Source organism: Streptomyces sp. AMJ-169, from assembly GCF_055597585.1.
The window spans coordinates 1-26,898 of the sequence record NZ_JBVLTJ010000028.1 but is presented as its reverse complement, the minus strand read 5'-3'; the positions used below and the strand labels follow the sequence as shown (position 1 = coordinate 26,898).

Sequence of the window (26,898 nt, the reverse complement as noted above, 5' to 3'; positions counted from 1 at the left end):
TTGAGGGTTACGGGGAGGTGCGACCGATGACGGGCTGGGATCTGCGGCCGCAGGGGATCTCGGGTGTGCTGAGGACGACCGGTGAGAGGGCGTCAGGGGGGCGGGCACCGGGCGGCCTGGTCGCGCTGGCGTTGTCCCAGTACGCCGAACAGGCCGCCAAGGACCTGGAGTTCATCGCCGTCCCCAAGCCCGACCTGCCCGGACAGGCGAGCGCATGATCAAGCCCGACCAGATCCCCCAGTTCACCGGTGACTTGGCCCAACTGGACCTCGACTACGCGGCGTTGAAGAAGGACGCGGGCGACGTCCGCACCACCGGCGCCGACGTCGACTCCCAGTTCCAGGGCCTGTCGGCGTTCTACAAGGCTCCCGAGGCGGAGCAGCTCTTCGCGACGACGAAGCCGGTGAAGGACCGCGCGGACACGTTCGGCACCCACCTGGAAACCGTCTCCGGCGCCCTGTCGTCGTACGCGACGGAGATCCGCCCGCTGGTGACCAAGCTCGCGGATCTGAAGAGCCAGGCGCAGACGTTCGTGGCGTCCGTGAAGGACGACGGCGATTGGGAGTACGACGGCGACAAGGTCGACGAGCACAACAAGCTGCGCGATCAGATCACGGAGACGGTGGCGGCGTTCTGGGCGGCGGAGCGGACGTGCCACAACAAGATCACGGCGATCTGGGGCGGCACGCAGATGGTCGCGGGCGACGGCTCGGACCGTAAGGATCAGTACGGCTTCAGCGCGTCGGACCTGAAGAACGCCCAACTGCCGTGGGGCGACCCGGTGGAGGAGCGGCACCACTGGTACGAGGTGGGCCACTGGGTCAAGTCGTTCGTCTGGGACGGCATTGTCGTGGACGGCATCTGGGGCACTATCAAGGGCCTCGGGACACTGGTGGGTTTCGGTGGCTGGGACGCGATGGGCCAGGCATGGAAGGGCCTCGCCCAGCTGGCGACGGGGCTGGCGTTGTCGTCCGTGCCGATCGTCGGACCGATGTTCCTGACGGCGCCGGACGACAAGTTGCCGTCGTGGCTGCGTGATTCGCGGACGGCGATGAAGGAGACGGGCAAGGCGCTGCTGGCGTGGGACGAGTGGGGGAAGAATCCGGGCCGGGCGGCGGGCGCGGTGACCTTCAACGTCCTGACCACGGTCTTCACGGGTGGCGCGGGCGCCGGGGTCTCGGGCGCCGGCAAGGCGGGCGCCGTCGCTCGGGCGCTGTCCCTGGCGGGCAAGGCCGGGAAGATCATCGACCCGATGACGTACATCGGCAAGGCGGCCGGCATGGGCCTGTCGAAGGTCGGTGACATCACCGCCGCCCTGAAGGGCGTAGGAAAGATCGACATCCCGAAGCTGCCGGAGACGGCGGTGATCCTCCCCGACGGCGCGGCGATGCTGCCCGACGGCACGATCCACCTCCCGGAGGGTGCCACGATCCCGGCAGGCGTGCGGGAGTTGCCGGACGGCACCTTCAAGGCCCCGACCGACACCCCGGTCCTCCCCGAGGGCACGACGCGCGTATCGGCCGAGACGGACCCGACGATCTACATGTCCCCGGACGGCAAGATCCTGGACTCGCAGGGGAAGGTGCTGCTGGACACGGGGGAACGGGGCCCGACACTCCTACCGGACCGCGAGCCGGCGCTGGCGGGGGCGCATACGGCTCCGGCGCAGTCGGTGCACTTGGGCAGCAGCTTGGGGGACGTGGGCCGGGTTCCGGATCAGGTCCCGGTGGGGGTTCATGCGGGCGGGGATGTGCCGGGGGCGCATGCTCATGCGGGGGTGCCGGGCGGGGGTGTGCCGGGGGGTCACGTGCCGGATGGGGGTGTGCCGGGTGGGCATGTGCCGGGCGGCCACTTGCCGGGCGGGCACGGGGGCGACCACCTGCCGGGCGGCCATACCGGCGATCACGCACCTGGCGGCACGGCACATGAGCATGGCCCGGGGGCGTCGGCGAGCCACGAGACACCGCCGGGCGGGCACGGCCATGGCCATGACGGGGGGGCCGGGCACGGCGGGGAGAGCGGCGCCAGCCACGACGGCGGTCACTCGGCCAGTGGACACGAGCCTTCTGGCATCGGCGGCGAAAGCGGCTCCCCCGGCGGTCATGGCGGAGCACATGGTGGGGGCGGCGCTGACGGCGGCCAGGGGTTCGATCACGAGCCGCCGCGCGGGGTGGACGACCTCGAAGGGTGGAGGACGCCGTCGCAGGAGGCGGGCCCGCTGGAGCGGGGCAGCGAGTTGGAGAGCCTCGTCCGGGGGCAGATCCGGGGTACGAAGGTGAAGCCCGGTGACGTGGAAGCCATTTTGAACACTTTGAGTGGCAGCCCGGCAGGTAAGGAAATGGCCGAGACGATCGCTTCGGGCCGGTTCAGGGGAGCCGCCAACTTCGCCGAAGTCGTGTCCAACATGTCACGGCCGAGCGAGCTGTCCGGGTGCGTGGAACAGGTCCGGCTGGCGAACCGGTTGTACGAGGGCGGTCTGACCGACATCACGTTCGAGCTGAAGCAGGGCGGTCACGAGATCAAGCCCGGTGTCTTCACGGAGGGCAAGACCGACCTCGACCTGATGGCCAGGGAAGCGGACGGCACGGTGCACGGCTGGCAGTTCAAGGACATGACGGGTGAGCAGTCGCCGACTTCGGCGAGCACTGTCGTCCGCAACATCTTCAAGAAGATCGGTCAGCTCACGGAATCGCACGCCGATGTCAAGACATTCGTGGTGGACACCAAAGCGTCCAAGCTCGACATGGAGACTCAGCTCGACCGGCTGCAAAACGGCTACGAGGGAAAGAAAGTGCAGTTCGTCATTCGCACCCCGGATGGGATGATCCTCGTTCCACGTGAGGGCAGGTTCACCCCGGAGGGAATCCTATGATCGCCTCGACTGCTGTAGCGCGTTGGGCCTGGGGCCGGGACGACGAGACGGCCGATGCGATTGTCTGCTCCCTGCGGGATCTGCTGGCCGCGCACGGGGTACTGGCCGCTCATGGCTTCGCCGCCGGCGATCCCGCGGTGCGGGTCTCCGTCTCCGAGGCGGGCAAGAGCAACAGCCTGCTGTTCGAAGGGACGATGGCTGTTCCGCCAGGTGGGCTCGCCGCGTTGGCCGAACAGGTGCGGGCCGGGCTCGAAGCCGGTGAGATCGGGTCCGTGGACGCGTCGGTGGAGTGCGCCGGCCTTGTCATCCGAAACGGTGAACATGAAGCGGTCCTGACGGAGAAGGTGTTCTGGCTGGGGTCCTCGTCGTTCGCCGACTTCGTCACCGTCGACCTGATGACCAACATGGACGTATGGCTGCCCTACGACCTCAAGGGGACACCGCAGCCTGAGCTGTACGCGGTCAACGCACCTCGGCTGGCCGCCGCGCTGAACGAGCTGGCCGTCGTCCTTGAGTCGGAGACCGAACCGGACGATCCGACGTACTTCGCGAAGCCCACCGAGACCGGCGCCGAGAACTTCTTCGACGCCGACGGCACCCCCTCGGACGTGTGGGGCAGTTTCGAAGTGCCCAGGCGCTACGGCGTCTTCACCCATGCCCCGGGGTTCGGCCGCATCGGCTACCGGCGCACGGCGGAGGGCGACGTGCGGTACGTGCCGGTGCACGGCGGGCACGGTGAACTGCTCGGCCACCTCTGGGCATCGGACGCCGAGGGCGCGGCGAGCTTCGAACCGACCGATGTCGATCAGGACGCGGTCTACCGTGCCGGGCTGGTCTGGCTGGAGCGGCTGCGTGCCGCGTACGACCGGGGTGCCTCCCCGTCGGCGGCCCTCGCGGAACTGTCTGCGCTGCCGGACACCCAGGACGCCGGTCACGTGCGGCCATCGGCGTCCACCGGCACCATTGCCCTCTCCGCGCTGAGGGAACTCGGAGCCTGAGAGACGCCGGGTCTATGAGCTTGATCGAAATTGGCCTGTAAGGGTAGATGGGTGAGCGTTTTTTGATTACGCTCATCCCTTTTATGCCCATGATCTGGTCACAGTCATGTGGCGTCTCTGTGAGGATGCGGCCCCCCGATTGCGTCAGGGATCGGCCTGTTGATAGGCATGGAAGTACGCCTTGATGCGTGTGATGTGAGACGAGTCAGCTGGACGGGGGATTCATGAAGTTCGACATGGGTGCGCAGACGCTCTCGACGTTGATGAAGGACTCGCGGGGGTCGAGTGACGACCTGGGGTCGCTGGTGAAGCAGCTGGTGCAGGCCGCGCAGCCGCTGGAGGGCAAGTTCAACGGCGCGGGCCGGGTCATGTTCGACCAGTTCAAGTCGCGCGCCGACGAGATCGCCGGCAGCCTCAACTCCTCCCTCTCCGCGATCCTCGGCGGCCAGTCGGGCATGGACTCCGCGTTCAGCTCCGGCGATCAGGAGCAGGGCGACAACGCCCGGCAGCAGATGTCCGCCGCCAACTTCGACGCGGCCCGCTTCGGCGCGCGCTGAGCGTCGTACGCCGCCGGGGGCTCCGCCTCACCGAGGCACACCTCCGAGGCACACCTCCGAGGCGCACCTTCCGAGGCGCACCTTCCGAGGCGCACCCTCCGAGGGCCGCTGAAGGCCCGCCCTCACACCTCTTCAACCACGTTCCACACACGGGGAGTTCCACCATGGCCGGTTCAGGTTCGGACCGTCGGTCGTACGACTCCGGCGCGTCCGCCGACGCGCAGGGCAACATCCAGACCGTCATCGCCCAGCTGGAGACGCTGATCGGACAGCGCGACCGGCAGGTCAAGGCGGCGATGGCCGACTTCACCGCCGACGGTGTCGCCGACGAGTACCACGGCAAGGAGCAGCGTTGGAACAGCGCCTCCAACGAGGTCCGCAACATCATCAACCTGCTGAAGACCACGCTGGAGAAGAACGACGGCACGGCCTCGTCGACGCTGTCGCGCGCGAAGGCCGCCGTCGACAACATCGGCTGAGCGCCGAGAAGGCGTCGTAGAGAGTCGTAGAGCAGGAACGTACGGGGGCTGTGATGACGGGCTGGGACCTGCAACCGCAGGGAATCTCGGGTGTGTTGAAGACGACCGGCGAGACGGCGTCGAAACTCCAGGACGAGGCGACCTCGTTCGGGAAGAACCTGACGTCGGCGGCGTCGAGCGCGGGCACGATCTCCGCCGACGCCCCCGCGAAGGGCGGTGAGCAGGCACAGGGCGGCTTGGTCGCGCTGGCGTTGTCCCAGTTCGCCGAACAGGCCTCGAAAGACCTCCAGTTCATCGCCGCGCGGGCGGGTAAATCGCTCCAGGGCGTGGTCGACGCGACGACGGCGTACCTGAACGGCGACGAGCAGATGGCGGCGGACGCCCAGCGCGCGACCCTCGCCGCGCCCAAGCCCGACATGCCGGGGCAGGCGAAGTCATGATCAAGCCCGACCAGATCCCCGAGTTCACCGGCGACCTGGCCCAACTGGAGCTGGATCACGCGGCGTTGAAGAAGGACGCGGGTGATGTCCGTACCACTGGCGCCGACGTCGACTCCCAGTTCCAGGGCCTGTCGGCGTTCTACAAGGCCCCCGAGGCGGAGCAGCTCTTCGCGACGACGAAGCCGGTGAAGGACCGCGCGGACACGTTCGGCACGCATCTGGAGACGGTCTCCGGCGCCCTGTCGTCGTACGCGACGGAGATCCGCCCGCTGGTGACCAAGCTCGCCGAGCTCAAGACGCAGGCGCAGACCTTCGTCAACTCGGTGAAGGGCGACGGCGATTGGGAGTACGACGGCGACAAGGTCGACGAGCACAACAAGCTGCGTGACCAGATCACCGAGACCGTCACCGCTTTCTGGGCGGCGGAGCGGACGTGCCACAACAAGATCACGGCGATCTGGGGCGGCACGCAGATGGTCGCGGGCGACGGCTCGGACCGCAAGGATCAGTACGGGTTCAACGCGTCGGACCTGAAGAACGCGCAGGTCCCGTGGGGTGACCCGGTCGAGCAGAAGCATCACTGGTACGACGTCGGTCACTGGGTCAAGTCGTTCGTCTGGGACGGCCTGATCGTCGACGGTATCTGGGGCACCATCAAGGGTCTTGGGACGCTGGTGGGTTTCGGTGGCTGGGATGCGATGGGGCAGGCGTGGAAGGGGCTGGCGCAGCTCGCTACCGGGCTGGCGTTGTCGTCCATGCCGATCGTCGGGCCGATGTTCCTGATGGCGCCGGACGACAAGTTGCCGTCGTGGCTGCGGGATTCGCGGACGGCGATGAAGGAGACCGGTAAGGCGCTGGTCGCGTGGGACGAGTGGGGGAAGAACCCGGGTCGTGCGGCGGGCGCGGTGACGTTCAACGTGTTGACGACCGTCTTCACGGGCGGTGCGGGCGCCGCGGCCTCGGGTGCGGGCAAGGCGGGGGCCGTCGCGAAGGTCCTGTCCGTGGCGGGCAAGGCCGGGAAGGTCATCGACCCGATGACCTACATCGCGAAGGGCGCGGGCGCCGGGCTGTCGAAGATCGGTGACATCACCAAGGGGCTCAAGGGCGTCGGCAAGATCGACGTACCCCAACTCCCCGACGGCACCTTCAAGTTCCCCGAGGGGCACATCCTCGATCCGAACGGGACCCTGACGCCGGTCGACACGGCGTCCCTCCCGCACCAGCCGATGACAACGGCGACGTACCACGTCCCTACGGACCTTCCGAACCAGTGGAGTCACGTCCCGGACAATGGGCATGTACCGGGGGCGGACGCGCCGCCGACGGGGGCGGCGTACGCGGTCGATCACGCGGGGGTTCCGCACATCACCGACAACGGTCTGCACGGCGGACCGTCCCATGCCGCGGATGCGGCTGCTGCGGGTGTCCACTATGGGGATATGCCGGCTTGGTATCACGAGAATGCGGGTGGGGTGCCGCATGAGGTGTCGGCTCCGCATGATGTAGCGGCTCCGCACGACGCTCCGGCGCCGCACGCCCCTGCCACGCACACCGACGCCCCCACCCCCCACCACCCGAACGAGACCCCGCACACCACGGGCCACGACGCGCCGGCCCATCACGACACCCCTGGCCACGGCCACGACGCCCCGGCTCACGACCCGGCGGTCCACGACGCCACCCCGCACGCCGGTGACGCCCCCCACACCTGGGACAACGTGGACGTCACCGACCACACCCCCGTCCATCACGGCGCCGACGTCCCCGCGGCGCACTCGGCCGCCGACGCCGCCGCGCACACCGGCGGGGTGGAGCCGTTCGAGTACCACCCCCACATGTCGGACACGGACTTCGCCAACCTGGCGACCGACGCCGACAAGCACGCCGCCGCGGCGGCGGAGCTCGCCGACGGGACGAACCCCCTCCCCAGCTCCAGCGACTGGGCGGGCAAGGAGTACGGCGACGCCCACTGGCAGGAGTTCCTGGACAACCTCGACCCCAAGGCGAAGGACGCCCTGGAGCGGTACACCAGCTTCTGGTACTCGCACATCAACGGGCCGCTGCGCGACATGGCCGTGGACCCGAGCAAGGTGCTCGACCCCAAGGTCCAGCACATCGTCGACAACATGGACCGGGTCATGGGCGGCCACCCCGTGCCCGACAACGTGATGGTCGTCCGCGGCACCGGCATCGACCACCTCCCCATCCGGTCGGCGGCCGAGATGCAGGGCCATGTCTACTCCGACGCGGGTTTCACCTCCACCTCCCTCGGCGAGAGCGCGGCCTTCGACTACAAGCCCGTGATCCTGCACCTCCGGGTGCCGAAGGGCACGCCCGCCCTCTGGCTCGACCCGATCTCCTTGAGCAAGGGCGAACGCGAGCTGCTCCTGGCCCGGGACACGAAATACAAAGTGACCCGAGTCTTCATGGACCAGGCGGGCAAGTGGCACGCCTATGGCGAGGTGCTGCCGCATCCGAGGGCCGGCGCGGGTGTGGCACCGTGACCTCATCCCGAACCACCGCGCAGACCCAAGGAACGTGGACCGTATGAGCAGTGAACCGCCCCCCTCCCGCTTCGAGGAGGACCTGCCGTTCAACGAGGAGCCGGGCGGCCCGGACCGCTACCGGGACTGGACCGAGAAGCCGGTGCGGTACTTCACCGTCGTGGCGAAGGAAGGCGGCAAGATCCTCGGGTACCTGTGGGCCGGGGACGAGGACGGCGCCGCGGCCTTCGAACCGCGCGTGGCCGCCGGACCGGACGCCTTCAACGAGAGCATCGTCTGGGTCGGCCTCCTGCGCGACGCCAAGTCCCGCGGCCTGACGCCCTCGCAGACCCTCGCCGAGCTGTACGCCGCCCAGCCCGGCGGCCGGGGCCGGCCCCTCGCGGGCTCCCTCGCAGACGCCCCGGGCGCCGCGGCCGTGGACACCCTGGCCAAATCCGAATGACCCGGCGGCCCCCGCAAGGCCCGCCGCCCCACCCGGGGTGTACTCCCCACCCCTCCGTCCCCTATGTTGCACAGGCAAACCAAGGGGGAACTCGCATGCAGGACGAAAGGCGCAACCCGTGGCCGCGAGGATGACCCTCACGGAGGTCGAAACCCTCGCCCGCCAGGCCCACGCAGGCCAGAAGGACAAGGCGGGCCGGCCGTACGAGGAGCACCTGCGGGCCGTCGCCGAAGGGGTCCGCGCCCGCGGCGGCCCCCCGGACCTCATCGCCGCCGCCTGGCTCCACGACGCGATCGAGGACGACGCCCTCACCCCGCAGTGGCTCACGGCCGCCCCCCTCGCCCAGCGCACCAAGGACGTCGTCCGCGCTGTCACCAAGCAAACCGGCGAATCCCCGGAGTCCTACGCCCGCCGCATCCTCGCCGTCCCCGGCGCCCGCCTGGTCAAGGCCGCCGACCTCGCCCACAACGCGGACCCCGCCCGCCTGTCCCGCCTCGACGAACCGACGGCCCGCAGACTCACCGCGAAGTACGCGCACATGCGCAGCCTCCTGGGGCTGGACACGGACACCCCCGAACCGGCCGGCCCCCTCAAGAACGCCGAAGCCCCCGAGGCCCCCGAGCCCACCGGAACCCTCGAAGCCACCGGAACCAGCACCGGCCCCACCCCCCAGGCGCCCCCCGACTTCTCCCCACCCCTTCCGAAACCCTCCCCGTCCCCCCAGACTCCCCTTACCCACCCCTGAAGACCAGAGACGAATCAACTCAATGGCACGGGACTACGACAGCCAGCTCCTGGAGTCGGTGGCGGTACGCCGGCGCCGGATGCGCGACGCGCTGCTGTACGGGACGCAACGAGGCCGCCGCACCCTCGACGAACGCCTCGGCAAGGTCTTCGCCGGCATCGCGATCGCGGCGGTGCTGTGCGCGGGCTGCGTGGGCTGGTCCTTCCTCCAGACCACGCTGGCGAAGCAGAAGGCCGACCAGCAGAAGCAGCAGCAACAGCAGGAGCAGATGTACGGCACCGGGGACGCGACCCCGAGCCCGACCGCCACCCCCTCCAAGGGGGCGACCCCGTGACGAGAACCCCGCCGCCCGCAGAGAACACCGCAGAACCCCGCCCAGCCGCAGAACCCCGCGCCACCGCAGAACCCCGCGCCACCAAACATGCACCCCCCACAACCACCCCCTCCACCCCAAACCCCCCGATGATAGGTTCCCGCGAGTGGTGAGCACAGCGACGACTTCCCGGACCCAGCTCAGCCGAATCACCCTGGTCAGCGAACGCAGGCGAGCCGACCTCGTGCTCCCCTCGGACACCCCGATCGGCCAGCTGCTCCCGGACATCCTGCGGCTGCTCGACGACCGGGTCGCCACCCGCCCCACGACCCGCCAGCTGGTGACGGCGGCGGGCGACGTCCTCCCGAACGACGCCTCGCTGGCCTCCGCCGAGGTCGCCGACGGCGCCGTCCTCCAGCTCGTGCGCGCCCACGCGACACCCCCCGCGCCGATCGTCCACGACGTCACCGACCTGGTCGCCGACGACCTCGACCTGCACGCCTGGCGCTGGCGCCCGGCCGCGCGCCGGATCAGCGCGGGGGTCGCCACCGTCGTCTTCGCGGTCGCCGCCGCCGTCCTGGCCCGCCAGGAGTTCGGCCTGCCCTCGGTCGCGACCGCGCTGGCCGTCGCGACGGTGGTCCTGATGCTGACCGGCGCGGCGGTGGCGAGGATCGGCGGCGGCAACCTGGGCCTCGCCACGGCCCTGATGCTGGCCTCCGGCGGCCTCGGCCTGCTCGCCGCGTGGACGGCCGCCGACGCGTACGACTGGAACGGCGAGGCCCGCCTCGCGGGGGTCGTGGCCGCGCTGGTCGTGGCGCTCGTGCTGCTCGCCTACTTCTCGCCGCTCGGGCGGGGCGGGCTGATCGGCGCGGTGGCGGCGGTCGCCGTCGCGCTGGTGTGGGAGGCGGTCGCGGCGGTGCAGGACCGTCCCGACCGGCTCGGCGCGGTGATGGCGGTGTTCTCCGTCGTCCTGCTGGGCGTGCTGCCGCGGCTCGCGCTGATGGCCTCGGGGCTCACCGGGCTCGACGACAAGCGGTCCTCCGGGGTCTCCGTCAGCCGCCACCAGGTCGCCAACGCGCTCGCCGCGACCCATAGGGGGCTCGCGCTCGCGACCGTCGTCGCCGCCGCCTCCGCTGCCGCCGGCGGCTGGCTGCTGGCCGGCGCGGACCAGCCGACGGTGTGGACGGTCGCGCTGCCCGCGCTGACCGCCGTCGTCCTGCTCTCCAGGGCCCGCGCGTTCCCGCTGGTCGCGGAGGTGATCGCGCTGTTCGGCGCGGCCGGACTGCTCGTCGTACGGCTCGCCGTGCTCTGGCTCGGCCACGACGGCGGCGCGGGCGCGCTCGGGCTGCTCGCGGTGGCCGCGCTGGCGCCGCTGCTGGTGCTCGCGATCGAGCCGCCCGAGCACATCCGGGTCCGGCTGCGCAGGCTCGCCGACCTCGCCGAGTCCATCGGCGTGATCGCGCTGTTCCCGCTGGCCGTGGGTGCGTTCGGCATCTACGGGCAGCTGCTCGACAAGTTCTAGGTGACGGCGCCCGCAGGCGCGAGGGAGAGGGACCGACATGCCGAGCGGCGACAACTGGCAGAACGACGTACTGCGCGACCTGAGAAACCAGCCCCAGCAACAACCGGTACCGCCCCAGCCGGCGCCCCAGGACCAGGCGGGATACGGCTACCCGCAGCAGCCGGCACAGGACCAGTCCGCGTACGGCTACCCCCAGCAACAGCAGCCCCCGCAGCAGCCCGTGTACCCGCAGCCCGCCTACGAGCAGCCCCCGCAGCGCCGCCGCGCCGCCCCCGACACCCGCCCCGTCCTCGACCGCCGCCTCGCGGGCACCGCCCTCAAGCCCCGCCACGGCGAACCCCTCACCACCCGCGCCCTGCGTGCCGTGCGCCGCACCGTCTCCTCCTCCGCCGCGCGCGAGGTCGCCGAGGCCACCGCCACCGCCGAACTGCTCCAGCAGCCGGTGACGACCGGCCGCCAGATCGCCGTCACCTCGATCCGCGGCGGCTCCGGCAAGACGACGCTCGCCGCGCTCCTGGGCACGACGTACGCGCACTACCGGCACGACCCGGTCCTCTTCGTCGAGGCCGACCCGGCGCTCGGCTCGCTGCCGCTGCGGCTCGGCGCGGAGGGGCTGCGCTGGACGACCGGCGACCTCGCGGGGATCGTCGAACCGCAGATGTCGCTGCTCGACATCACCGGCTACCTCGTCCAACTCCCCGACAACGCCTGGCTGTTGCCCGGCAGTCAGGGCCAGGTCGGCGCGATGCTCGACACCCGCGGCTACGAACGCGTCATGGTCTCGCTGCGCCGCTACTTCGGCGTGACGGTCGTCGACTGCGAGACGCTGCCCGCCGAGGTGGCGCGTACTGCGCTGTCGGCGGCGCAGGCGCGGGTGCTGACCGTGCCCGCGACCCTGGAGGGCATCGCCAGCACCCAGGCCGTCCTGGACTGGATGCGCGGACTGCCCCGCGACATCATGGCCACGACAGTCGTCGTCCTCGTCGGCACGGCCCCCCACCCCGGCCTCGATCTCGCCAAGGCGGCCGAGCAGTTGAAGACGACCGGCGCGGCGGTGCGGGTGCTGCCCTACGACCGCCATCTCGCCGCCGGCGGGCCGATCCGGGCGGATCTGCTGGCCAGGGCCACGCGGGAGTCGGTGAGCCGGCTGGCGGCGGAGGTGTTCGAGCTGTCGCAGAAGCGGCGGTGAAAAAGTTCTCCGCCGGTTCGTGAACCGATTTCACGGGTCGGGACGATGAGGGGGCAAGTGACCTGATGCCCCGTAAGACACTGGAAGGACCTCGCAGAGGCGACGCCGATGAGCACCCGACTGATCCACCGCCCGGCCCGGACCACCCGGCCGCCGGCCGCGCCCGAGCCGCGCACCATTGAGGCGCCGCCCAACCTGCCCGAAGGCAAGGCGGGTTCGATCGCCACGTCGCTGCTGCCCGTCGCCGGCGTGATGTCGTCCGTCGTGATGATGACGGTCGTGCGCAACAGCCAGTTCGCGGGCCTCGGCGCGATCATCCTGGTCGTCACGCTGGCCGGCTCGCTGGCGATGGTCTTCTCCCAGCGCGGCAAGGCCCAGCGTACCCGCCGTACGCAGCGCGAGGCGTATCTGGCGTACCTGGAGGACCTGCGCGAGGAGCTGTCGAAGGAGGAGCGCGAGCGCGCGGAGACGGCGCAGGTGCTGAACCCGCCGCCGGACGCGCTGTACGACATCGTGCGCGACCCCGCCCGACTGTGGGAGCGGCGCCGGATCGACGGCGACTTCCTGCGCGTGCGGGTCGGCACGGGCGAGATGCCGGTGCGCGACCTGAAGGTCGGCCAGGCCGGCTCCTCGGTGCTGACCCCGCCGGACCAGTTCATGCTGAACGAGGCCTCGGCACTGATGTCGAGGTTCCGTACGGGCACGGACCTGCCGCTGACGGTCCCGCTGGACCGGGTCGGCAACATCAGCGTCATCGGCCCCCGCGAAGACACGCTGCGCATCGCCCGCGCCCTCCTCGTCCAGACGGCGGCGACGCACGCGCCGGACGACGTGGCGCTCGCCCTCGCGGCCCCCGGCGACCGGATCGCCGACTGGGAGTGGGCCAAGTGGCTCCCGCACCTGCTGGACGCCGAGCAGTTCGACGGCCCGGTCGCCGCCCGCCGCATCGCCCCCTCGGTCCCCCAGCTGGCCCGCCAGATCGGCCCGGAGCTGCGCCGCCGCGCCTCCTACGCCGCCGAGGTCCGCCGCGGCCTGTCCGGCAAGGACGCCCTGGGCATGACGTCCCGCCTGATCGTGGTGGCGGACGCGCACGGGGACGACGCCGTCGACCTGCCGCGCCCGGACGACGCCGTGGGCCTGCGCGACATGGGCGTCACCGTCCTGCATCTGCTGGACGAACGGGTCCAGGAGCCCGGCAGCGTCGGCGTCCGCATCACCGTCGACGGCGCCGGCATCGCCATCGAGGACCTCCGCGAGAGCGAGCCGATCGGCGCGCACGGCACGGTGGACGAGGTCGGCGCCCCCTTCGCCGAGGGCTTCGCCCGCATGCTCGCCCCGCTGCGGCTGTCCGCCGACTCCATGGCCGCCGACACCCCGCTGTCCGGCTCCGTCGACTTCGCCGAGCTCCTCGGCATCGACGACGTCGCCGACCTCGACCTGCACCGCCTGTGGGCGCCGCGCGGCGAGCGCGCCTTCCTGCGGGTGCCGATCGGGGTCAGCGACTCACGTGAGTCGGTGCTGCTCGACCTGAAGGAGTCCTCCGAACTCGGCATGGGGCCGCACGGGCTGTGTGTCGGCGCCACCGGCTCCGGCAAGTCGGAGCTGCTGCGCACGCTGGTCCTCGCCCTGGTCGCCACGCATCCGCCGGAGGACCTCGCGATGGTCCTCGTCGACTACAAGGGCGGCGCGACCTTCGCCCCCTTCGCCGACCTGCCGCACGTCGCCGGGGTCATCACGAACCTGGAGAACCAGGCGGGCCTCGTCGAGCGCGTCCACGCCTCCCTCGCCGGCGAGGTCAAGCGCCGCCAGCAGGTCCTCAAGGACGCCGGGAACGTCGCCGACATCGGGCACTACGCGGCCCTGCGCGCCGAGCGCCGCCCCGACCTCGACCCGCTGCCGCACCTGTTCGTCGTCATCGACGAGTTCGGCGAACTCCTCACCGCCAAGCCCGACTTCATCGACCTGTTCCTGTCCATCGGCCGCATCGGCCGCTCCATCGGCGTCCACCTGCTGCTCTCCTCGCAGCGCATCGAGGGCGGCAGACTCAAGGGCCTCGACACGTATCTGTCCTACCGGCTGGGTCTGCGGACGTTCTCCGCCGACGAGTCGCGCACGGTCCTCGACACCACCGACGCCTTCCACCTCCCCCCGCTGCCCGGCTTCGGCTATCTGAAGGTCGACACCAGCCACTACGAGCGGTTCAAGGCGGGCTACGTCTCCGGCGCCTACCAGGGCCCGGTCCAGCGCGAGACCGAGGACACCGGCCCGCTCGCCCTGCCCTACGAGGCGTACAACACCCTTGGCCGGGACGAGAGTTCGGGCGGCCCGCAGGAGCCGCAGATGCGGCGCCGGGAGACCGGGCCGACCGAGATGGGCATCATGGTCGACCAGATCCAGGCCGCCGGCGCCCGCCCGGTCCGCCAGATCTGGCTGCCCCCGCTGCCCGACGCGATCCCCCTCGACAAGCTCGCGGGCCCCCTCGAGGTCGGCGCGCGCGGTATGCAGCTCGCCCGCCGCCGCGGCCCCCTCCAGGTCCCCCTCGGCGTCCTGGACGACCCCACCAAGCAGTGGCAGGGCCAGTGGTACCTCGACCTCACGGTCGCGGGCGGCCACGCGGCGGTCATCGGCGGCCCCCAGTCCGGCAAGACGACCCTCCTGCGCACCCTCGCCCTCTCCCTCGCCCTCACCCACACCCCGCAAGAAGTCGGCGTCTACGGACTCGACCTGGTCGGCGGCGGCCTCCAGGCCCTCGCCGGGCTGCCGCACGTCGGCGGCGTCGCCGGCCGCGCCGACCGCGAGCGCGCCGCCCGCACCATCGACTCCGTGCGCGGCATGCTCGACCAGCGCGAAGAGCTCTTCCGCGTCCACAACATCGACTCCATCGAGCAGCTGCGCACCCTGCGCGCCGCCGGCCGGCTGCCCGAACTCGCCTCGACCGAGATCGTCCTGCTCATCGACGGCTTCGGCGCCCTGCGCGACGACTTCGAGCAGCTGGACGACGCGGTCGTCGACATCCTCAAGCGCGGCAGCGGCTACGGCATCCACGTCGTCGCCGGCATGCTCCGCTGGAACGACGTGCGCATCGCCACCCAGTCCCAGTTCGGCAGCCGCGTCGAACTGCGGCTCAACGACCCGGGCGAGTCCAGCATCGACCGCAAGCTCGCCCAGACCCTCTCCCCGGAGGAGAAGGGCCGCATCCTCACCGACGGCAAGCTCTTCGCCCAGGCCGCCCTGCCCCGCACCGACGGCGTCGCCGACACCGCCGACCTCGGCGCCGTCCTGGAGCGCACCGCGCGCACGATCCGGGCCACCTGGACCGGCGAGGTCGCCGCCCCCGTCCGCGTCCTGCCGCACGTCCTGGAGCCGCATCTGCTGCCCGGACCCGCCGCCGAACCGCGCCGCGTCCCCATCGGCCTCGACCAGACCCGCCTCGCCCCGGTCCTGCTCGACCTGTTCCACCACGACCAGCATCTGCTGATCATGGGCGACAGCGAATGCGGCAAGACCAACCTCCTCAAGGCCGTCGCCCAGGGCCTCATCGAGCGCTACCGGGACGACGAACTGGTCTTCGGCGTCATGGACCCCCGCCGCGGCCTGCGCGGCGTCATCCCCGAGGAGTACCGGGGCGGCTACGCCCACAACACCAAGCTCAGCTCGGCCCTCGCCGCCGGCATCGCGACCGAGCTGGACAAACGCCTCCCGGACGACGCGGCCGGCGCCGAACTGGAGCCCGGCTCCTTCACCGGCCCGCGCATCGTGATCCTCGTCGACGACTACGACGTCCTCACCACCGCCGGCCAGCAGCCCCTCGCCCCTTTCGTGCCCTACCTGCCCTCCGCCCAGGACATCGGCCTGCACTTCGTCCTCACCCGGCGGGTCGCCGGCGCCTCCCGGGGGCTTTACGAGCCGCTGATGATGGGCCTGCGCGAGTCCGGCGCCACCGCGCTCGTCATGGCCGGCGACCGCAGCGAGGGCCAGCTCTTCACCGGCGTCTACGCCTCCCACCAGCCCCCCGGCCGAGGCACCCTGATCCGCAGAGGCGAGCCCAACCGCCTGATCCAGACCGTCTACTCGGGACCGGTGACCGCATGACCAAGGACGTCGTCGCTCTCACGAAGCGGATGCCCGACCCGCTCGCCGTGATCGCGGGCCTGCTGTCCGGCGGCCCCGACCAGCTGGTCGGGGCGGAGGCCGACGGCGCGCTGGTGCGGCTGCACGACAAGGAGGGCCGCCCCCTGATGTCCGTGGAGGCGCCCCTCCTGGTCCAGGTCAGGGGCGAGGCCAAGCGGCTGCTGGGCGCCGACGAACCGGAGGTCCCCTACTGGTGGACCGAGGCCCGCGCGACGACCGGCGTCAAACAGGCCGAGGCCCTGGCCGGCACGTTCGCGGCCCGGATCGCCACGATCGTCGGCGGCACCGCCTGGCCCCCGGAGGCGGCGACCTCCCTGGCCGTCGTCGACACCGAGGGCATGACGGCGGTCCCCGTCCCCGCCGCCGCCCAGCCCGCGGTCGACGTCCTCACCGACAAGGCCGTCGTCGTCATCCAGGACCGCCCCGTCGTCGCCATGAGCGCCTGGCTCTCCGACACCTTCCGGGCCGCCGCCAACGCCGAACTCGCCCTCCAGATCGTCACCCCGCCCGGCACCCGCCTCTCGCCCACCGTCCGCGCGGCCCTGCCCGGCTGGCCCTCGCGCTGGGTCGTCCAGGACGAGCAGGACGGCTACTACGACGGCCTCACCGGCGTCGTACTGCACTGGACCGAGGGCCTGTTCATGCCCGTGCCCGGAGCGGGCGCCACCGAGGAGGACCCGCGCACCCGGGTCGCCGACGCCTACCGGCGCGAGCTGCCCGACACCGGCGAGGGACAGCTCGCGATCTCCTTCCGCTGCGTCCACCCCGCCGACGACCGGCTCGTCCTCGGCGGCGCCCTGGAGACCGTCTGGCGCGAGATCACCGGCGGGCCCCCGGCCGGCTGGGGCACCGAGGAACCCGCCAACCTCCCCTGGAACCCCCGCCAGTTGACCGACGTCGCCTTCGAGCGGGCCCCCGAACCGACCTGGCTGGTCGTCGTCGGCAGCCCCGAACAGCCGGGCCTGGCGACCGTACGCGTCAGCCGCACCACGGCCGGCGTCGAGGAGGACATCACCCTCGCCTTCGGCTACGGCCCCGGCCAGACCCCGCCCACCCGGGCGATCCGCACGGCCGCCGAGAAGCTCGCCACCCGGCACGACCTCCAGTCGATGCTCGTCCAGGTCCGCAGAGCCCGCCAAGACCTCCTGGTCCCACCGCACTTCGAGGGCCCCGGAGTCCCGTACGCGTTCGTGCTGGGCGCCGAGGAGGTCCGCGCGATGCCCGGCGACCGCGCCCGGCGCACCCCGCTCGCCCGCGCCCCGAAAGAACTCGGACCGAAGACCAGACCCGCGCTCTACTACCAACTCCCCGGTAACCCGTCGGACTTGTCCGGTTGGCGGGACTTCGAGCGGTTGGTTCGGCATCTCAAGGGAGGGGAAAGCGGGAGTTAACCGGTTCGCAAGCGGTTGATGGGCAACGCCCCGCATGAGAGGCCCCTGTTGGTGGCACGATGGTCTCGGGAGAGCGAACCGATCGAGGATGAGTGATCAGTCATGGCCATTTCACTGTCAGTGGTGCTGCTGTTGGCGATCGTCCTCGTGGTCATGATCCGCGGGGGCAACATCAAGGCGGCCCCCGCGATCGTCGCCATCCTCTTCGGCTTCTTCCTCGCCTCGACGGGCATGGCCCCGTCCATCAACCGCTTCATGAACTCCCTGGCGGAGACGCTCAATTCGATCCACTTCTAGGGAGCGCGCGACCGGGAACACGACAAGAGCCGGGCGGAGGAAGACCTCCGGCCCGGCTCTCGTGCGGAAACGCGGAAATGCGGAAAAACGCAGAGCGGGCGACGGGAATCGAACCCGCGTAGCCAGTTTGGAAGACTGGGGCTCTACCATTGAGCTACGCCCGCACGGACGACACCGCAGCTCACAAGAGCCCGGCGGCACCGGATGAATAGTAGCGGCTGCACCCCCTCCACCGCACACCCCGCCCCCGCCCCGGGACCCGCCCAGGCCGCGCGCCCCCGTGCGCCGGTGAAACGCGACCTCTCAGGCCCGCTCGGCGATGTACCCTACGTTCGCACCAAGACGGGGTGTGGCGCAGCTTGGTAGCGCGTCCGCTTTGGGAGCGGAAGGCCGTGGGTTCAAATCCCGCCACCCCGACCACCTCGCGATCAGCGTGATGATCGCCTTTTGGGGCCCTCGGCGGCTGCGGTTACTATGCAAGCTGCGTTGCCCGTGTCTCTCATCCCTGAAGCCTCCCGGGCGGCGAATCGGCCGGACCGATCTGGTCCCGGCGGAAACCAGAAGTCAGCCACAAGGAGACCGAACCGTGAAGAGCGCCGTGGAGACCCTGAACCCGACCCGGGTTCGGCTCACTGTCGAGGTGCCCTTCGAGGAGCTCAAGGACAGCCTCGACGCGGCGTACAAGAAGATCAACCAGCAGGTCACGGTGAAGGGCTTCCGCAAGGGCAAGGTCCCGGCCCGGGTCATCGACCAGCGGTTCGGCCGTGGCGCCGTGCTGGAGGAGGCCGTCAACGACGCGCTCCCGAAGTTCTACACGGACGCGGTCAACGAGGCCGAGCTGAGCGTCCTGGGCCAGCCCGAGGTCGACATCACGGAGCTGAAGGACGGCGAGACGCTGAACTTCACCGCCGAGGTCGACATCCGTCCCGCCCTCGAGCTCCCCGAGGACTTCTCCTCCATCGAGGTCGAGGTCGACGCCGTCGAGGTCACCGACGAGGACATCGACAAGTCCGTCGAGCAGCTCCGCGAGCGCTTCGCCTCCACCTCCCCGGTCGAGCGGGCCGCCGAGGACGGCGACGTCGTGACGGTCGACCTGGAGGCCAAGGTCGACGGCGAGATCCTGGAGGACGGCGTCGCGTCCGGCGTCTCCTACACGATCGGCTCCGGCGAGCTCCTCGACGGCATCGACGAGGCCGTCAAGGGCAAGTCCGCCGGCGAGGAGGCCACCTTCGCCTCCGAGCTGAAGGGCGGCTCCGCCGCGGGCAAGGAGGCCGAGGTCACCGTCAAGGTCACCCAGGTCGCCGCCCGTGAACTGCCCGCCCTGGACGACGAGTTCGCGCAGCTCGCCTCCGAGTTCGACACCCTCGACGAGCTCAAGGCCGACAGCCGCAAGCGCCTCGAGAACATGAAGCAGTACGACCAGGCCACCCAGGCCCAGGAGCGCGTCCTGGAGAAGCTCCTGGAGCTGGTCGAGGTGCCCGTCCCCGAGAAGCTCCTCGACGACGAGATCGGCACCCGCAAGCACAACCTGGAGCACCACCAGCTCGCGCAGATGGGCCTCGACCTCGACAAGTACCTGGAGATCCAGGGCAAGACCGCCGAGGAGTTCGAGACCGAGACGCGTGACGCGGCGGTCAAGGGCATCAAGACCCAGTTCGTCCTCGACGAGCTGACCAAGCGCGAGAAGCTCTCCGTGAACCAGGAAGAGCTGACCGAGCACCTGATGCGCCGTGCCGCCTCCTCCGGCATGTCCCCCGACCAGTTCGCCCAGGCGGTCGTCGAGGGCAACCAGGTCCAGCTCCTCGTCGGCGAGGTCGCCCGCGGCAAGGCCCTCGCGCTCGTCGTCGAGGCCGCCACGGTCAAGGACACCAACGGCGAGGTCATCGACCTCGACGACGAGGAAGAGGAGACCGAGGAGACGGCCGCGGAGGCCGCGTCCGAGGAGAAGGCCGACGACAAGGCCGAGAAGGCCGACGCGTAAGGCTCGCAGGTCTGAGCACGAGCCCCGGGGACTTCGGACCCCGGGGCTCGCTGTCTTACCCCCTCACATCGGGCGCCCCCAACTACGCCCCCGGCGAACACCCACCTCTGCGGGATTCCCCGAAGGGACCAGCGCGTTAGGGTCCATGGATACGGGGCCTGAGATGTCGGCTGAACCGCCGCAGGCCCCCGCAGGGAAACGCGAGACGGCCCGGCGCCGTCGTAAGACGAGCAGGTGGATACGTGACGAATCTGATGCCTTCAGCCGCCGGCGAGCCCTCCATCGGCGGTGGCCTCGGCGACCAGGTCTACAACCGGCTGCTCAACGAGCGGATCATCTTCCTCGGCCAGCCGGTCGACGACGACATTGCCAACAAGATCACCGCGCAGTTGCTGCTCCTCGCCGCCGCCGACCCGGACAAGGACATCAACCTGTACATCAACAGCCCCGGCGGCTCGATCACCGCGGGCATGGCGATCTACGACACGATGCAGTTCATCAAGAACGACGTGGTGACCATCGCGATGGGCCTCGCGGCCTCGATGGGCCAGTTCCTGCTCAGCGCGGGCACCCCCGGCAAGCGGTTCGCGCTGCCGAACGCCGAGATCCTGATCCACCAGCCGTCCGCCGGCCTCGCCGGCTCGGCCTCCGACATCAAGATCCACGCCGAGCGGCTGCTGCACACGAAGAAGCGCATGGCCGAGCTGACGTCCCTGCACACGGGCCAGTCGGTCGAGCAGATCACCCGCGACTCGGACCGCGACCGCTGGTTCGACGCCCACGAGGCCAAGGACTACGGCCTCATCGACGACGTCATCGCCACGGCCGCCGGCATGCCGGGCGGCGGCGGCACCACCCCGGGCGCCTGATCCCGCCCGCGCAGCGCCACCGCCCAGCTCAGCTTTCTCAGGAGACACCGTGAACATCTTCCCCGGCAGCGGTCTGGACGACCGCGCGCAGGCCGAGTACACCGGCCCGGTCGCCGAGTCCCGCTACGTCATCCCGCGCTTCGTCGAGCGCACCTCCCAGGGTGTGCGCGAGTACGACCCGTACGCGAAGCTCTTCGAGGAGCGGGTGATCTTCCTCGGCGTGCAGATCGACGACGCCTCCGCCAACGACGTCATGGCGCAGCTGCTGTGCCTGGAGTCGATGGACCCCGACCGGGACATCTCGGTCTACATCAACAGCCCCGGCGGCTCCTTCACCGCGCTGACGGCGATCTACGACACGATGCAGTTCGTGAAGCCGGACATCCAGACGGTCTGCATGGGCCAGGCGGCCTCCGCCGCGGCGATCCTGCTGGCCGCCGGCACCCCCGGCAAGCGCATGGCCCTGCCCAACGCCCGTGTGCTGATCCACCAGCCCTACAGCGAGACGGGCCGCGGCCAGGTCTCCGACCTGGAGATCGCCGCCAACGAGATCCTCCGCATGCGCGCCCAGCTGGAGGACATGCTGGCCAAGCACTCGACCACGCCGATCGAGAAGATCCGCGAGGACATCGAGCGCGACAAGATCCTCACGGCCGAGGACGCCCTGTCGTACGGCCTGATCGACCAGATCATCTCCACCCGGAAGATGAACAACGCGTCCCTGCGTTGACCCGCGCAGCGCTCAGCCTGCGGCCCCTTGGCACGGTTTGACACGGTCCACGTCAAAGTGAACCGTGCCAAGGGGGGCCCGAACGGGGGGCCAGGCAAGGTACCGTCGACATAAGGCAGCACCAGGAGCCGCTGGACCGATTCCGTCCAGGCGTCTCCCATGGCGAAGGGGAAGCACACCGTGGCACGCATCGGTGACGGCGGCGATCTGCTCAAGTGCTCGTTCTGCGGCAAGAGCCAGAAGCAGGTCAAGAAGCTCATCGCAGGGCCCGGTGTGTACATCTGCGACGAGTGCATCGATCTCTGCAACGAGATCATCGAGGAGGAGCTCGCCGAGACGAGCGAGGTGCGCTGGGAGGAACTGCCCAAGCCCCGCGAGATCTACGAGTTCCTGGAGGGGTACGTCGTCGGCCAGGAGGCCGCGAAGAAGGCCCTCTCCGTCGCGGTGTACAACCACTACAAGCGCGTCCAGGCCGGCGAGAACGGCGGCGCCCAGGGCCGTGACGACGCCATCGAGTTGGCGAAGTCGAACATCCTTTTGCTCGGCCCCACCGGCTCGGGCAAGACGCTCCTGGCCCAGACCCTCGCGCGGATGCTGAACGTCCCGTTCGCCATCGCCGACGCGACGGCGCTCACCGAGGCCGGGTACGTCGGCGAGGACGTCGAGAACATCCTGCTGAAGCTGATCCAGGCGGCCGACTACGACGTCAAGAAGGCCGAGACCGGGATCATCTACATCGACGAGATCGACAAGGTCGCCCGCAAGAGCGAGAACCCCTCGATCACCCGCGATGTCTCCGGCGAGGGCGTCCAGCAGGCCCTGCTGAAGATCCTGGAGGGGACGACGGCCTCGGTCCCGCCGCAGGGCGGCCGTAAACACCCGCACCAGGAGTTCATCCAGATCGACACCACGAACGTGCTGTTCATCGTGGGCGGCGCCTTCGCGGGCCTGGAGAAGATCATCGAGACCCGGGCCGGCGCCAAGGGCATCGGCTTCGGCGCGACGATCCGCTCCAAGCGTGAGCTGGAGGCCAAGGACCAGTTCGAGGAGGTCATGCCCGAGGACCTCGTCAAGTTCGGCATGATCCCCGAGTTCATCGGCCGCCTCCCCGTCATCACGTCCGTGCACAACCTCGACCGCGAAGCGCTCCTCCAGATCCTGGTCGAGCCGCGCAACGCCCTGGTGAAGCAGTACCAGCGCCTCTTCGAACTCGACGGCGTGGAGCTGGACTTCGAGCGCGAGGCCCTCGAAGCCATCGCCGACCAGGCGATCCTCCGCCAGACCGGCGCCCGCGGCCTGCGCGCCATCATGGAAGAGGTCCTCCAGGGCGTCATGTACGAGGTCCCCTCCCGCAAGGACGTCGCCCGCGTCGTCATCACCGCCGACGTGGTCCTCTCCAACGTCAACCCGACCCTCATCCCCCGCGACTCCCGCGGCGGCCGGGGCCCGGGCGAGCAGAAGTCGGCGTGAACGCCTAGCAGTTACGGCGAGGGGCCCCGGTCGGAGACGACCGGGGCCCCTTCGTCATGTGCCGCTCAGAGCTTGACGCGGACCTCGCCGCGCAGCTTGGTCGTCAGGTCGACCGCGGTGGCCTTGTCGACGCCCTTGGTGTTGTCGCCGGGGGAGACCATACCGAGGGTGCTGTAGTCGGCCCAGACGCAGAACCAGTCCGTGGCCTGCTTCTTGGTCAGGTTGTTGGTGCTGGTGGCGGCCTGGCACTTGGCGACGGCGCCGTCGATGTCGGCGTCCTCCGGCTGCCCTTCGAGGGTCGTCCTGGCGGCGGTCGAACTCCCGCTGGCCGCCTTGGCGTTGTTCTTGTCGATCTGCGCGGTGAGCGCGGCGAAATACAGGGTGAGCGTGGCCTTGGGGTCGGCTATCTCGCCGTAACCGCCCAGCAGGGTCATGCCCTTGGCCGTCAGTAGCTCGGCCTGGCTCGGCAGGTCGGCCGCGTTGGGGTTCTCGGGGTCGTACTTGCTGAAGTCGGCCGTCGACCACTGCCCGACCACCGCCTTGCCGTTCTTGACGCCCGCCGTGGTCAGCATCTTCACGGTGTCGGTGTCCGACGCCTCGCCGCCCTTGCCGATCCGCTTGTACTCGGAGACGACGGTCGCCGGGGTGTCCAGCTTGTGCGCGCCGTCGTCCTGGAGGCCCCCGCCGCCGCTTCCGTTGGTGACCACATAGGCCCCGACGGCGATCGCGGCGACCACTGCGACACCACCGATGATCAGTCCTGTCCTTTTCGCGCCCCCACGCGCGGGCGGCTGCGGAGCACCATAAGGAGGCTGTCCATAGGGAGGCGGCGGCTGCTGTCCATAAGGAGGCTGTCCGTAAGGGGCCTGCCCATAAGGCGGTTGCCCATAAGGAGGCTGCCCCCCAGGCGGCGCGGGCGGCTGCGCATAGGGGTTGCCCTGCTGAGGGGCGGCCTGCTGGGGATACCCGTAGCCGGGCTGCGGCTGGGGCGGTGCCGGCGGCTGGCCGTACGGTCCCGGCTGCTGCCCGTAGGGGCCCGGCTGACCCCCGTACGGACCCGGCTGCGCGGGCGGACCGCCGTACGGGCCCGGCTGGTTGTAGCTCATCTCTGGGTTCCCCTCCAGATGCCGCAAAGTGTTCCCGACATCCTCACCCAGCCGCAGCCGCCCCAAGGCATCGGGGTCGGCGCCGTTACAGAACAAACGCGTTTCGGGACACCGCCGCGGCAGCCCTAAACTGGCCCCGTGACCGAGAACGCTCAGCAGCAGCCCACAGCGCCCACCACCGAACTGCCGACCCAGTACGCGCCGGCCGAGGTAGAGGGCCCGCTGTACGAGCGCTGGGTCGAGCGCGGGTACTTCGAGGCGGACGCGAAGAGCGAGAAGCCGCCGTACACGATCGTCATCCCGCCGCCGAACGTCACCGGCAGCCTGCACCTCGGGCACGCCTTCGAGCACACCCTCATCGACGCCCTCACCCGCCGCAAGCGCATGCAGGGTCACGAGACGCTGTGGCAGCCGGGCATGGACCACGCCGGTATCGCCACGCAGAACGTCGTCGAGCGTGAGCTGGGCAAGGAGGGCAAGTCCCGCCACGACCTGGGCCGTGAGGCGTTCGTCGAGCGGGTCTGGCAGTGGAAGGGCGAGTCCGGCGGCCAGATCGGCGGCCAGATGCGCCGCCTCGGCGACGGCGTCGCGTGGTCGCGCGAGCGCTTCACCATGGACGAGGGCCTCTCCAAGGCCGTCCAGACCATCTTCAAGCGCCTCTACGACGACGAGCTGATCTACCGCGCCGAACGCATCATCAACTGGTGCCCGCGCTGCCTGACGGCCATCTCCGACATCGAGGTCGAGTACCAGGACGACGACGGCGAGCTGGTCTCCATGAAGTACGGGGAGGGCGACGACACCATCGTCGTCGCCACCACCCGCGCGGAGACGATGCTCGGTGACACGGCGGTCGCGGTCCACCCCGACGACGAGCGGTACAAGCACCTCGTCGGCAAGCAGATCAAGCTGCCGCTGACCGACCGTACGATCCCCGTCGTCGCCGACACCCACGTCGACCCGGAGTTCGGCACGGGCGCGGTCAAGGTCACCCCGGCGCACGACCCGAACGACTTCGAGATCGGCCAGCGCCACGGCCTGCCGTCCCTCACGGTGATGGACGAGCACGCCGTCATCACCGTCCACGGCCCCTTCCAGGGCATGGACCGCCTGGAGGCCCGCTCCGCGATCGTCGCCGCGCTGCGCGCCGAGGGCCGGATCGTCGCCGAGAAGCGCCCGTACGTCCACTCCGTGGGCCACTGCTCGCGCTGCAAGACCACCATCGAGCCGCGCCTGTCGATGCAGTGGTGGGTCAAGGTCGGCCCGCTCGCGCAGGCCGCCGGTGACGCCGTCCGCGACGGCAGGGTCAAGATCCACCCCCAGGAGATGGAGAAGCGCTACTTCGACTGGGTCGACAACCTCCACGACTGGTGCATCTCCCGCCAGCTGTGGTGGGGCCACCGCATCCCCGTCTGGTACGGCCCCGACGGCGAGGTCGTCTGCGTCGGCCCCGACGAGGAGCCCCCGGGCGGCGAGGGCTGGCGCCAGGACACCGACGTCCTCGACACCTGGTTCTCCTCCGGCCTGTGGCCCTTCTCCACCCTCGGCTGGCCCGAGCGGACCGAGTCGCTCGCGAAGTTCTACCCGAACTCCGTCCTGGTCACCGGTTACGACATCCTCTTCTTCTGGGTCGCCCGGATGATGATGTTCGGTCTCTACGCCATGGACGGCACCCCGCCGTTCCACACCATCGCCCTGCACGGCATGGTCCGCGACCAGTTCGGCAAGAAGATGTCGAAGTCCTTCGGCAACGCGGTCAACCCGCTGGACTGGATGGACAAGTACGGCTCCGACGCCCTGCGCTTCACCCTCGCGCGCGGCGCCAACCCGGGCGTCGACGTGCCCATCGGCGAGGACTGGGTCCAGGGCTCCCGCAACTTCGCCAACAAGATCTGGAACGCGACCCGCTTCGCCCTGATGAACGGCGCGACGGTCGAGGGCGAACTTCCGGACCCGGCGCGGATGTCCTCGACGGACCGCTGGATCCTGTCCCGCCTGAACTCCGTGGTCGCCGAGGTCGACGCCCTCTACGACGACTACCAGTTCGCCAAGCTGTCGGACGCGCTCTTCCACTTCGCGTGGGACGAGGTCTTCGACTGGTACGTCGAGCTGTCCAAGACGACGTTCGCGGCCGGCGGCGAGGCGGCCGAGGTCTCCCGGCGCGTCCTCGGCGAGGTCCTCGACGTCACGCTGAAGCTGCTGCACCCGGTCGTCCCGTTCGTCACGGAGACCCTCTGGACGACGCTGACCGGCGGCGAGTCCGTCGTCATCGCCGACTGGCCGGCCGACAGCGGCTTCCGGGACGAGGCGGCCGAGCGGGAGATCGGGTCCCTCCAGCAGGTCACCACCGAGGTCCGCCGCTTCCGCGCCGACCAGGGCCTCCAGCCCGGCCAGCGCGTCCCGGCCCGCCTCACCCTCGACGGCACGTCCCTCGCGGCCCACGAGGCGGCCATCCGCCAGCTGCTGCGGCTCCAGCCGGAGGGCGAGGAGTTCACGGCGACGGCGACCCTCCCGGTGGCCGGCGCCACGGTCGCCCTGGACCTGTCCGGCGTGATCGACTTCGAGGCGGAGCGCAAGCGCCTGACGAAGGACCTCGCGGCAGCCGAAAAGGAAAAGTCCCAGGCCGACGCCAAACTCAACAACGAGGCCTTCCTGGCGAAGGCCCCCGACAACGTGGTCGAAAAGATCCGCACCCGCCTGACGAAGGCCGACGAGGACATCGCACGCATCACGGCCCAGCTGGAGCGCCTGCCCCAGGCGTGAGGCCCGCACGAAGGCCCCCGGTGCTTGCCGAGGACGCTGTTGGTTATTTCGGGGGCAAGCTCTACTCGGCCCTGCTGGACTTCGGTTTGGTGGGGCCGA

Annotated in this window: 20 protein-coding genes, 2 tRNA genes and 1 pseudogene; 21 read left to right on the top strand and 2 right to left on the bottom strand. The window is 70.3% G+C overall.

The features are described 5' to 3' along the window. The first annotated feature begins 26 nt into the window (after nucleotides 1–26). The 15 genes and pseudogenes from ACYUD3_RS37670 (at nucleotide 27) to ACYUD3_RS37600 (ending at nucleotide 17,880) form a co-directional block, all read left to right on the top strand. Entirely contained in the window at nucleotides 27–218 is a 192-nt protein-coding gene (locus ACYUD3_RS37670) for a hypothetical protein (RefSeq protein WP_470980750.1), read from the top strand. Then, nucleotides 215–2,872 (top strand): hypothetical protein, encoded by a 2,658-nt coding sequence (locus tag ACYUD3_RS37665; protein WP_470980748.1) that lies wholly within the window; start codon nucleotides 215–217, stop codon nucleotides 2,870–2,872. The genes ACYUD3_RS37670 and ACYUD3_RS37665 overlap by 4 nt, the downstream gene beginning before the upstream one ends. Further along, entirely contained in the window at nucleotides 2,869–3,870 is a 1,002-nt protein-coding gene (locus ACYUD3_RS37660; protein ID WP_470980746.1) for a hypothetical protein, read from the top strand. The genes ACYUD3_RS37665 and ACYUD3_RS37660 overlap by 4 nt, the downstream gene beginning before the upstream one ends. Before the next feature lie 224 nt (nucleotides 3,871–4,094). Further along, nucleotides 4,095–4,427, top strand: coding sequence for a hypothetical protein (locus tag ACYUD3_RS37655; protein WP_470980744.1), 333 nt, complete (start codon nucleotides 4,095–4,097; stop codon nucleotides 4,425–4,427). A gap of 164 nt (nucleotides 4,428–4,591) precedes the next feature. Next, a complete protein-coding gene (locus ACYUD3_RS37650) occupies nucleotides 4,592–4,906 on the top strand; it encodes a pore-forming ESAT-6 family protein (protein WP_470980741.1) in 315 nt (104 codons plus the stop codon). Between the two features lie 53 nt (nucleotides 4,907–4,959). Then, nucleotides 4,960–5,346 (top strand): DUF6507 family protein, encoded by a 387-nt coding sequence (locus ACYUD3_RS37645; RefSeq protein ID WP_470980738.1) that lies wholly within the window; start codon nucleotides 4,960–4,962, stop codon nucleotides 5,344–5,346. Beyond that, nucleotides 5,343–7,850: an ADP-ribosyltransferase gene (locus tag ACYUD3_RS37640; RefSeq protein WP_470980735.1), complete on the top strand. Its 2,508-nt coding sequence runs from the start codon at nucleotides 5,343–5,345 to the stop codon at nucleotides 7,848–7,850. Before ACYUD3_RS37645 ends, ACYUD3_RS37640 begins: the two co-directional genes overlap by 4 nt. Nucleotides 7,851–7,893: 43 nt before the next feature. Further along, nucleotides 7,894–8,292, top strand: a complete 399-nt coding sequence (locus ACYUD3_RS37635; protein ID WP_470980732.1) for a hypothetical protein — start codon at nucleotides 7,894–7,896, stop codon at nucleotides 8,290–8,292. A gap of 130 nt (nucleotides 8,293–8,422) precedes the next feature. Further along, a pseudogene (locus ACYUD3_RS37630) lies at nucleotides 8,423–8,851 on the top strand (HD domain-containing protein); the annotation flags it as partial. A 208-nt stretch (nucleotides 8,852–9,059) separates the two neighbouring features. Next, a complete protein-coding gene (locus ACYUD3_RS37625) occupies nucleotides 9,060–9,371 on the top strand; it encodes a hypothetical protein (protein ID WP_470980729.1) in 312 nt (103 codons plus the stop codon). Between the two features lie 145 nt (nucleotides 9,372–9,516). Next, entirely contained in the window at nucleotides 9,517–10,872 is a 1,356-nt protein-coding gene (gene eccD / locus ACYUD3_RS37620; RefSeq protein WP_470980726.1) for a type VII secretion integral membrane protein EccD, read from the top strand. A 37-nt stretch (nucleotides 10,873–10,909) separates the two neighbouring features. Continuing rightward, nucleotides 10,910–12,061: an AAA family ATPase gene (locus ACYUD3_RS37615; protein WP_470980723.1), complete on the top strand. Its 1,152-nt coding sequence runs from the start codon at nucleotides 10,910–10,912 to the stop codon at nucleotides 12,059–12,061. A 108-nt stretch (nucleotides 12,062–12,169) separates the two neighbouring features. After that, a complete protein-coding gene (gene eccCa / locus ACYUD3_RS37610) occupies nucleotides 12,170–16,153 on the top strand; it encodes a type VII secretion protein EccCa (RefSeq protein ID WP_470980720.1) in 3,984 nt (1,327 codons plus the stop codon). After that, the gene (locus tag ACYUD3_RS37605; RefSeq protein WP_470980717.1) at nucleotides 16,150–17,583 is read left to right on the top strand and encodes a DUF6177 family protein; all 1,434 of its coding nucleotides are present in this window, start codon (nucleotides 16,150–16,152) and stop codon (nucleotides 17,581–17,583) included. The genes eccCa and ACYUD3_RS37605 overlap by 4 nt, the downstream gene beginning before the upstream one ends. A 102-nt stretch (nucleotides 17,584–17,685) precedes the next feature. Continuing rightward, nucleotides 17,686–17,880, top strand: coding sequence for a hypothetical protein (locus tag ACYUD3_RS37600; protein WP_470980714.1), 195 nt, complete (start codon nucleotides 17,686–17,688; stop codon nucleotides 17,878–17,880). A gap of 93 nt (nucleotides 17,881–17,973) precedes the next feature. On the opposite strand, the gene ACYUD3_RS37595 is transcribed toward ACYUD3_RS37600, so the two are convergent. Continuing rightward, a tRNA-Gly gene (locus ACYUD3_RS37595) sits at nucleotides 17,974–18,044 on the bottom strand. 179 nt (nucleotides 18,045–18,223) lie between these two features. On the opposite strand from ACYUD3_RS37595, the gene ACYUD3_RS37590 reads away from it, so the two are divergent. The 5 genes from ACYUD3_RS37590 to clpX all read left to right on the top strand — a co-directional run bounded on the left by ACYUD3_RS37590 (nucleotide 18,224) and on the right by clpX (nucleotide 22,930). After that, nucleotides 18,224–18,300: transfer RNA gene (locus ACYUD3_RS37590), tRNA-Pro, on the top strand. 166 nt (nucleotides 18,301–18,466) lie between these two features. Next, a complete protein-coding gene (gene tig, locus ACYUD3_RS37585; protein WP_470980711.1) occupies nucleotides 18,467–19,861 on the top strand; it encodes a trigger factor in 1,395 nt (464 codons plus the stop codon). A 242-nt stretch (nucleotides 19,862–20,103) separates the two neighbouring features. After that, on the top strand, nucleotides 20,104–20,730 hold the full coding sequence (locus tag ACYUD3_RS37580; protein WP_470980708.1) for an ATP-dependent Clp protease proteolytic subunit: 627 nt from the start codon (nucleotides 20,104–20,106) through the stop codon (nucleotides 20,728–20,730). A gap of 49 nt (nucleotides 20,731–20,779) precedes the next feature. Continuing rightward, nucleotides 20,780–21,460 carry an ATP-dependent Clp protease proteolytic subunit gene (locus tag ACYUD3_RS37575; protein WP_470980705.1) on the top strand — a complete coding sequence of 227 codons (681 nt, stop codon included), beginning with the start codon at nucleotides 20,780–20,782 and terminating at the stop codon, nucleotides 21,458–21,460. A 180-nt stretch (nucleotides 21,461–21,640) separates the two neighbouring features. Continuing rightward, on the top strand, nucleotides 21,641–22,930 hold the full coding sequence (gene clpX / locus ACYUD3_RS37570; protein WP_470980703.1) for an ATP-dependent Clp protease ATP-binding subunit ClpX: 1,290 nt from the start codon (nucleotides 21,641–21,643) through the stop codon (nucleotides 22,928–22,930). Between the two features lie 65 nt (nucleotides 22,931–22,995). Here the strand turns inward: clpX and ACYUD3_RS37565 are convergent, their stop codons facing one another. Continuing rightward, nucleotides 22,996–23,667, bottom strand: coding sequence for a hypothetical protein (locus ACYUD3_RS37565; RefSeq protein ID WP_470980700.1), 672 nt, complete (start codon nucleotides 23,665–23,667; stop codon nucleotides 22,996–22,998). Nucleotides 23,668–24,174: 507 nt separating this feature from the next. Here ACYUD3_RS37565 and ACYUD3_RS37560 point away from each other — a divergent pair. Beyond that, nucleotides 24,175–26,799, top strand: a complete 2,625-nt coding sequence (locus tag ACYUD3_RS37560) for a valine--tRNA ligase (RefSeq protein WP_470980697.1) — start codon at nucleotides 24,175–24,177, stop codon at nucleotides 26,797–26,799. Nucleotides 26,800–26,898: the final 99 nt, after the last annotated feature.

Excerpts from the sequence above, each read along its gene's own strand:
- ACYUD3_RS37625 (WP_470980729.1), top strand. The coding sequence starts at position 9,060 with ATGGCACGGGACTACGACAGCCAGCTCCTGGAGTCGGTGGCGGTACGC.
- ACYUD3_RS37640 (WP_470980735.1), top strand. The coding sequence starts at position 5,343 with ATGATCAAGCCCGACCAGATCCCCGAGTTCACCGGCGACCTGGCCCAA.
- ACYUD3_RS37600 (WP_470980714.1), top strand. The coding sequence starts at position 17,686 with ATGGCCATTTCACTGTCAGTGGTGCTGCTGTTGGCGATCGTCCTCGTG.
- ACYUD3_RS37645 (WP_470980738.1), top strand. The coding sequence starts at position 4,960 with ATGACGGGCTGGGACCTGCAACCGCAGGGAATCTCGGGTGTGTTGAAG.
- ACYUD3_RS37660 (WP_470980746.1), top strand. The coding sequence starts at position 2,869 with ATGATCGCCTCGACTGCTGTAGCGCGTTGGGCCTGGGGCCGGGACGAC.
- ACYUD3_RS37615 (WP_470980723.1), top strand. The coding sequence starts at position 10,910 with ATGCCGAGCGGCGACAACTGGCAGAACGACGTACTGCGCGACCTGAGA.
- ACYUD3_RS37650 (WP_470980741.1), top strand. The coding sequence starts at position 4,592 with ATGGCCGGTTCAGGTTCGGACCGTCGGTCGTACGACTCCGGCGCGTCC.
- ACYUD3_RS37655 (WP_470980744.1), top strand. The coding sequence starts at position 4,095 with ATGAAGTTCGACATGGGTGCGCAGACGCTCTCGACGTTGATGAAGGAC.
- ACYUD3_RS37665 (WP_470980748.1), top strand. The coding sequence starts at position 215 with ATGATCAAGCCCGACCAGATCCCCCAGTTCACCGGTGACTTGGCCCAA.
- ACYUD3_RS37670 (WP_470980750.1), top strand. The coding sequence starts at position 27 with ATGACGGGCTGGGATCTGCGGCCGCAGGGGATCTCGGGTGTGCTGAGG.
- ACYUD3_RS37635 (WP_470980732.1), top strand. The coding sequence starts at position 7,894 with ATGAGCAGTGAACCGCCCCCCTCCCGCTTCGAGGAGGACCTGCCGTTC.
- eccCa (WP_470980720.1), top strand. The coding sequence starts at position 12,170 with ATGAGCACCCGACTGATCCACCGCCCGGCCCGGACCACCCGGCCGCCG.
- ACYUD3_RS37605 (WP_470980717.1), top strand. The coding sequence starts at position 16,150 with ATGACCAAGGACGTCGTCGCTCTCACGAAGCGGATGCCCGACCCGCTC.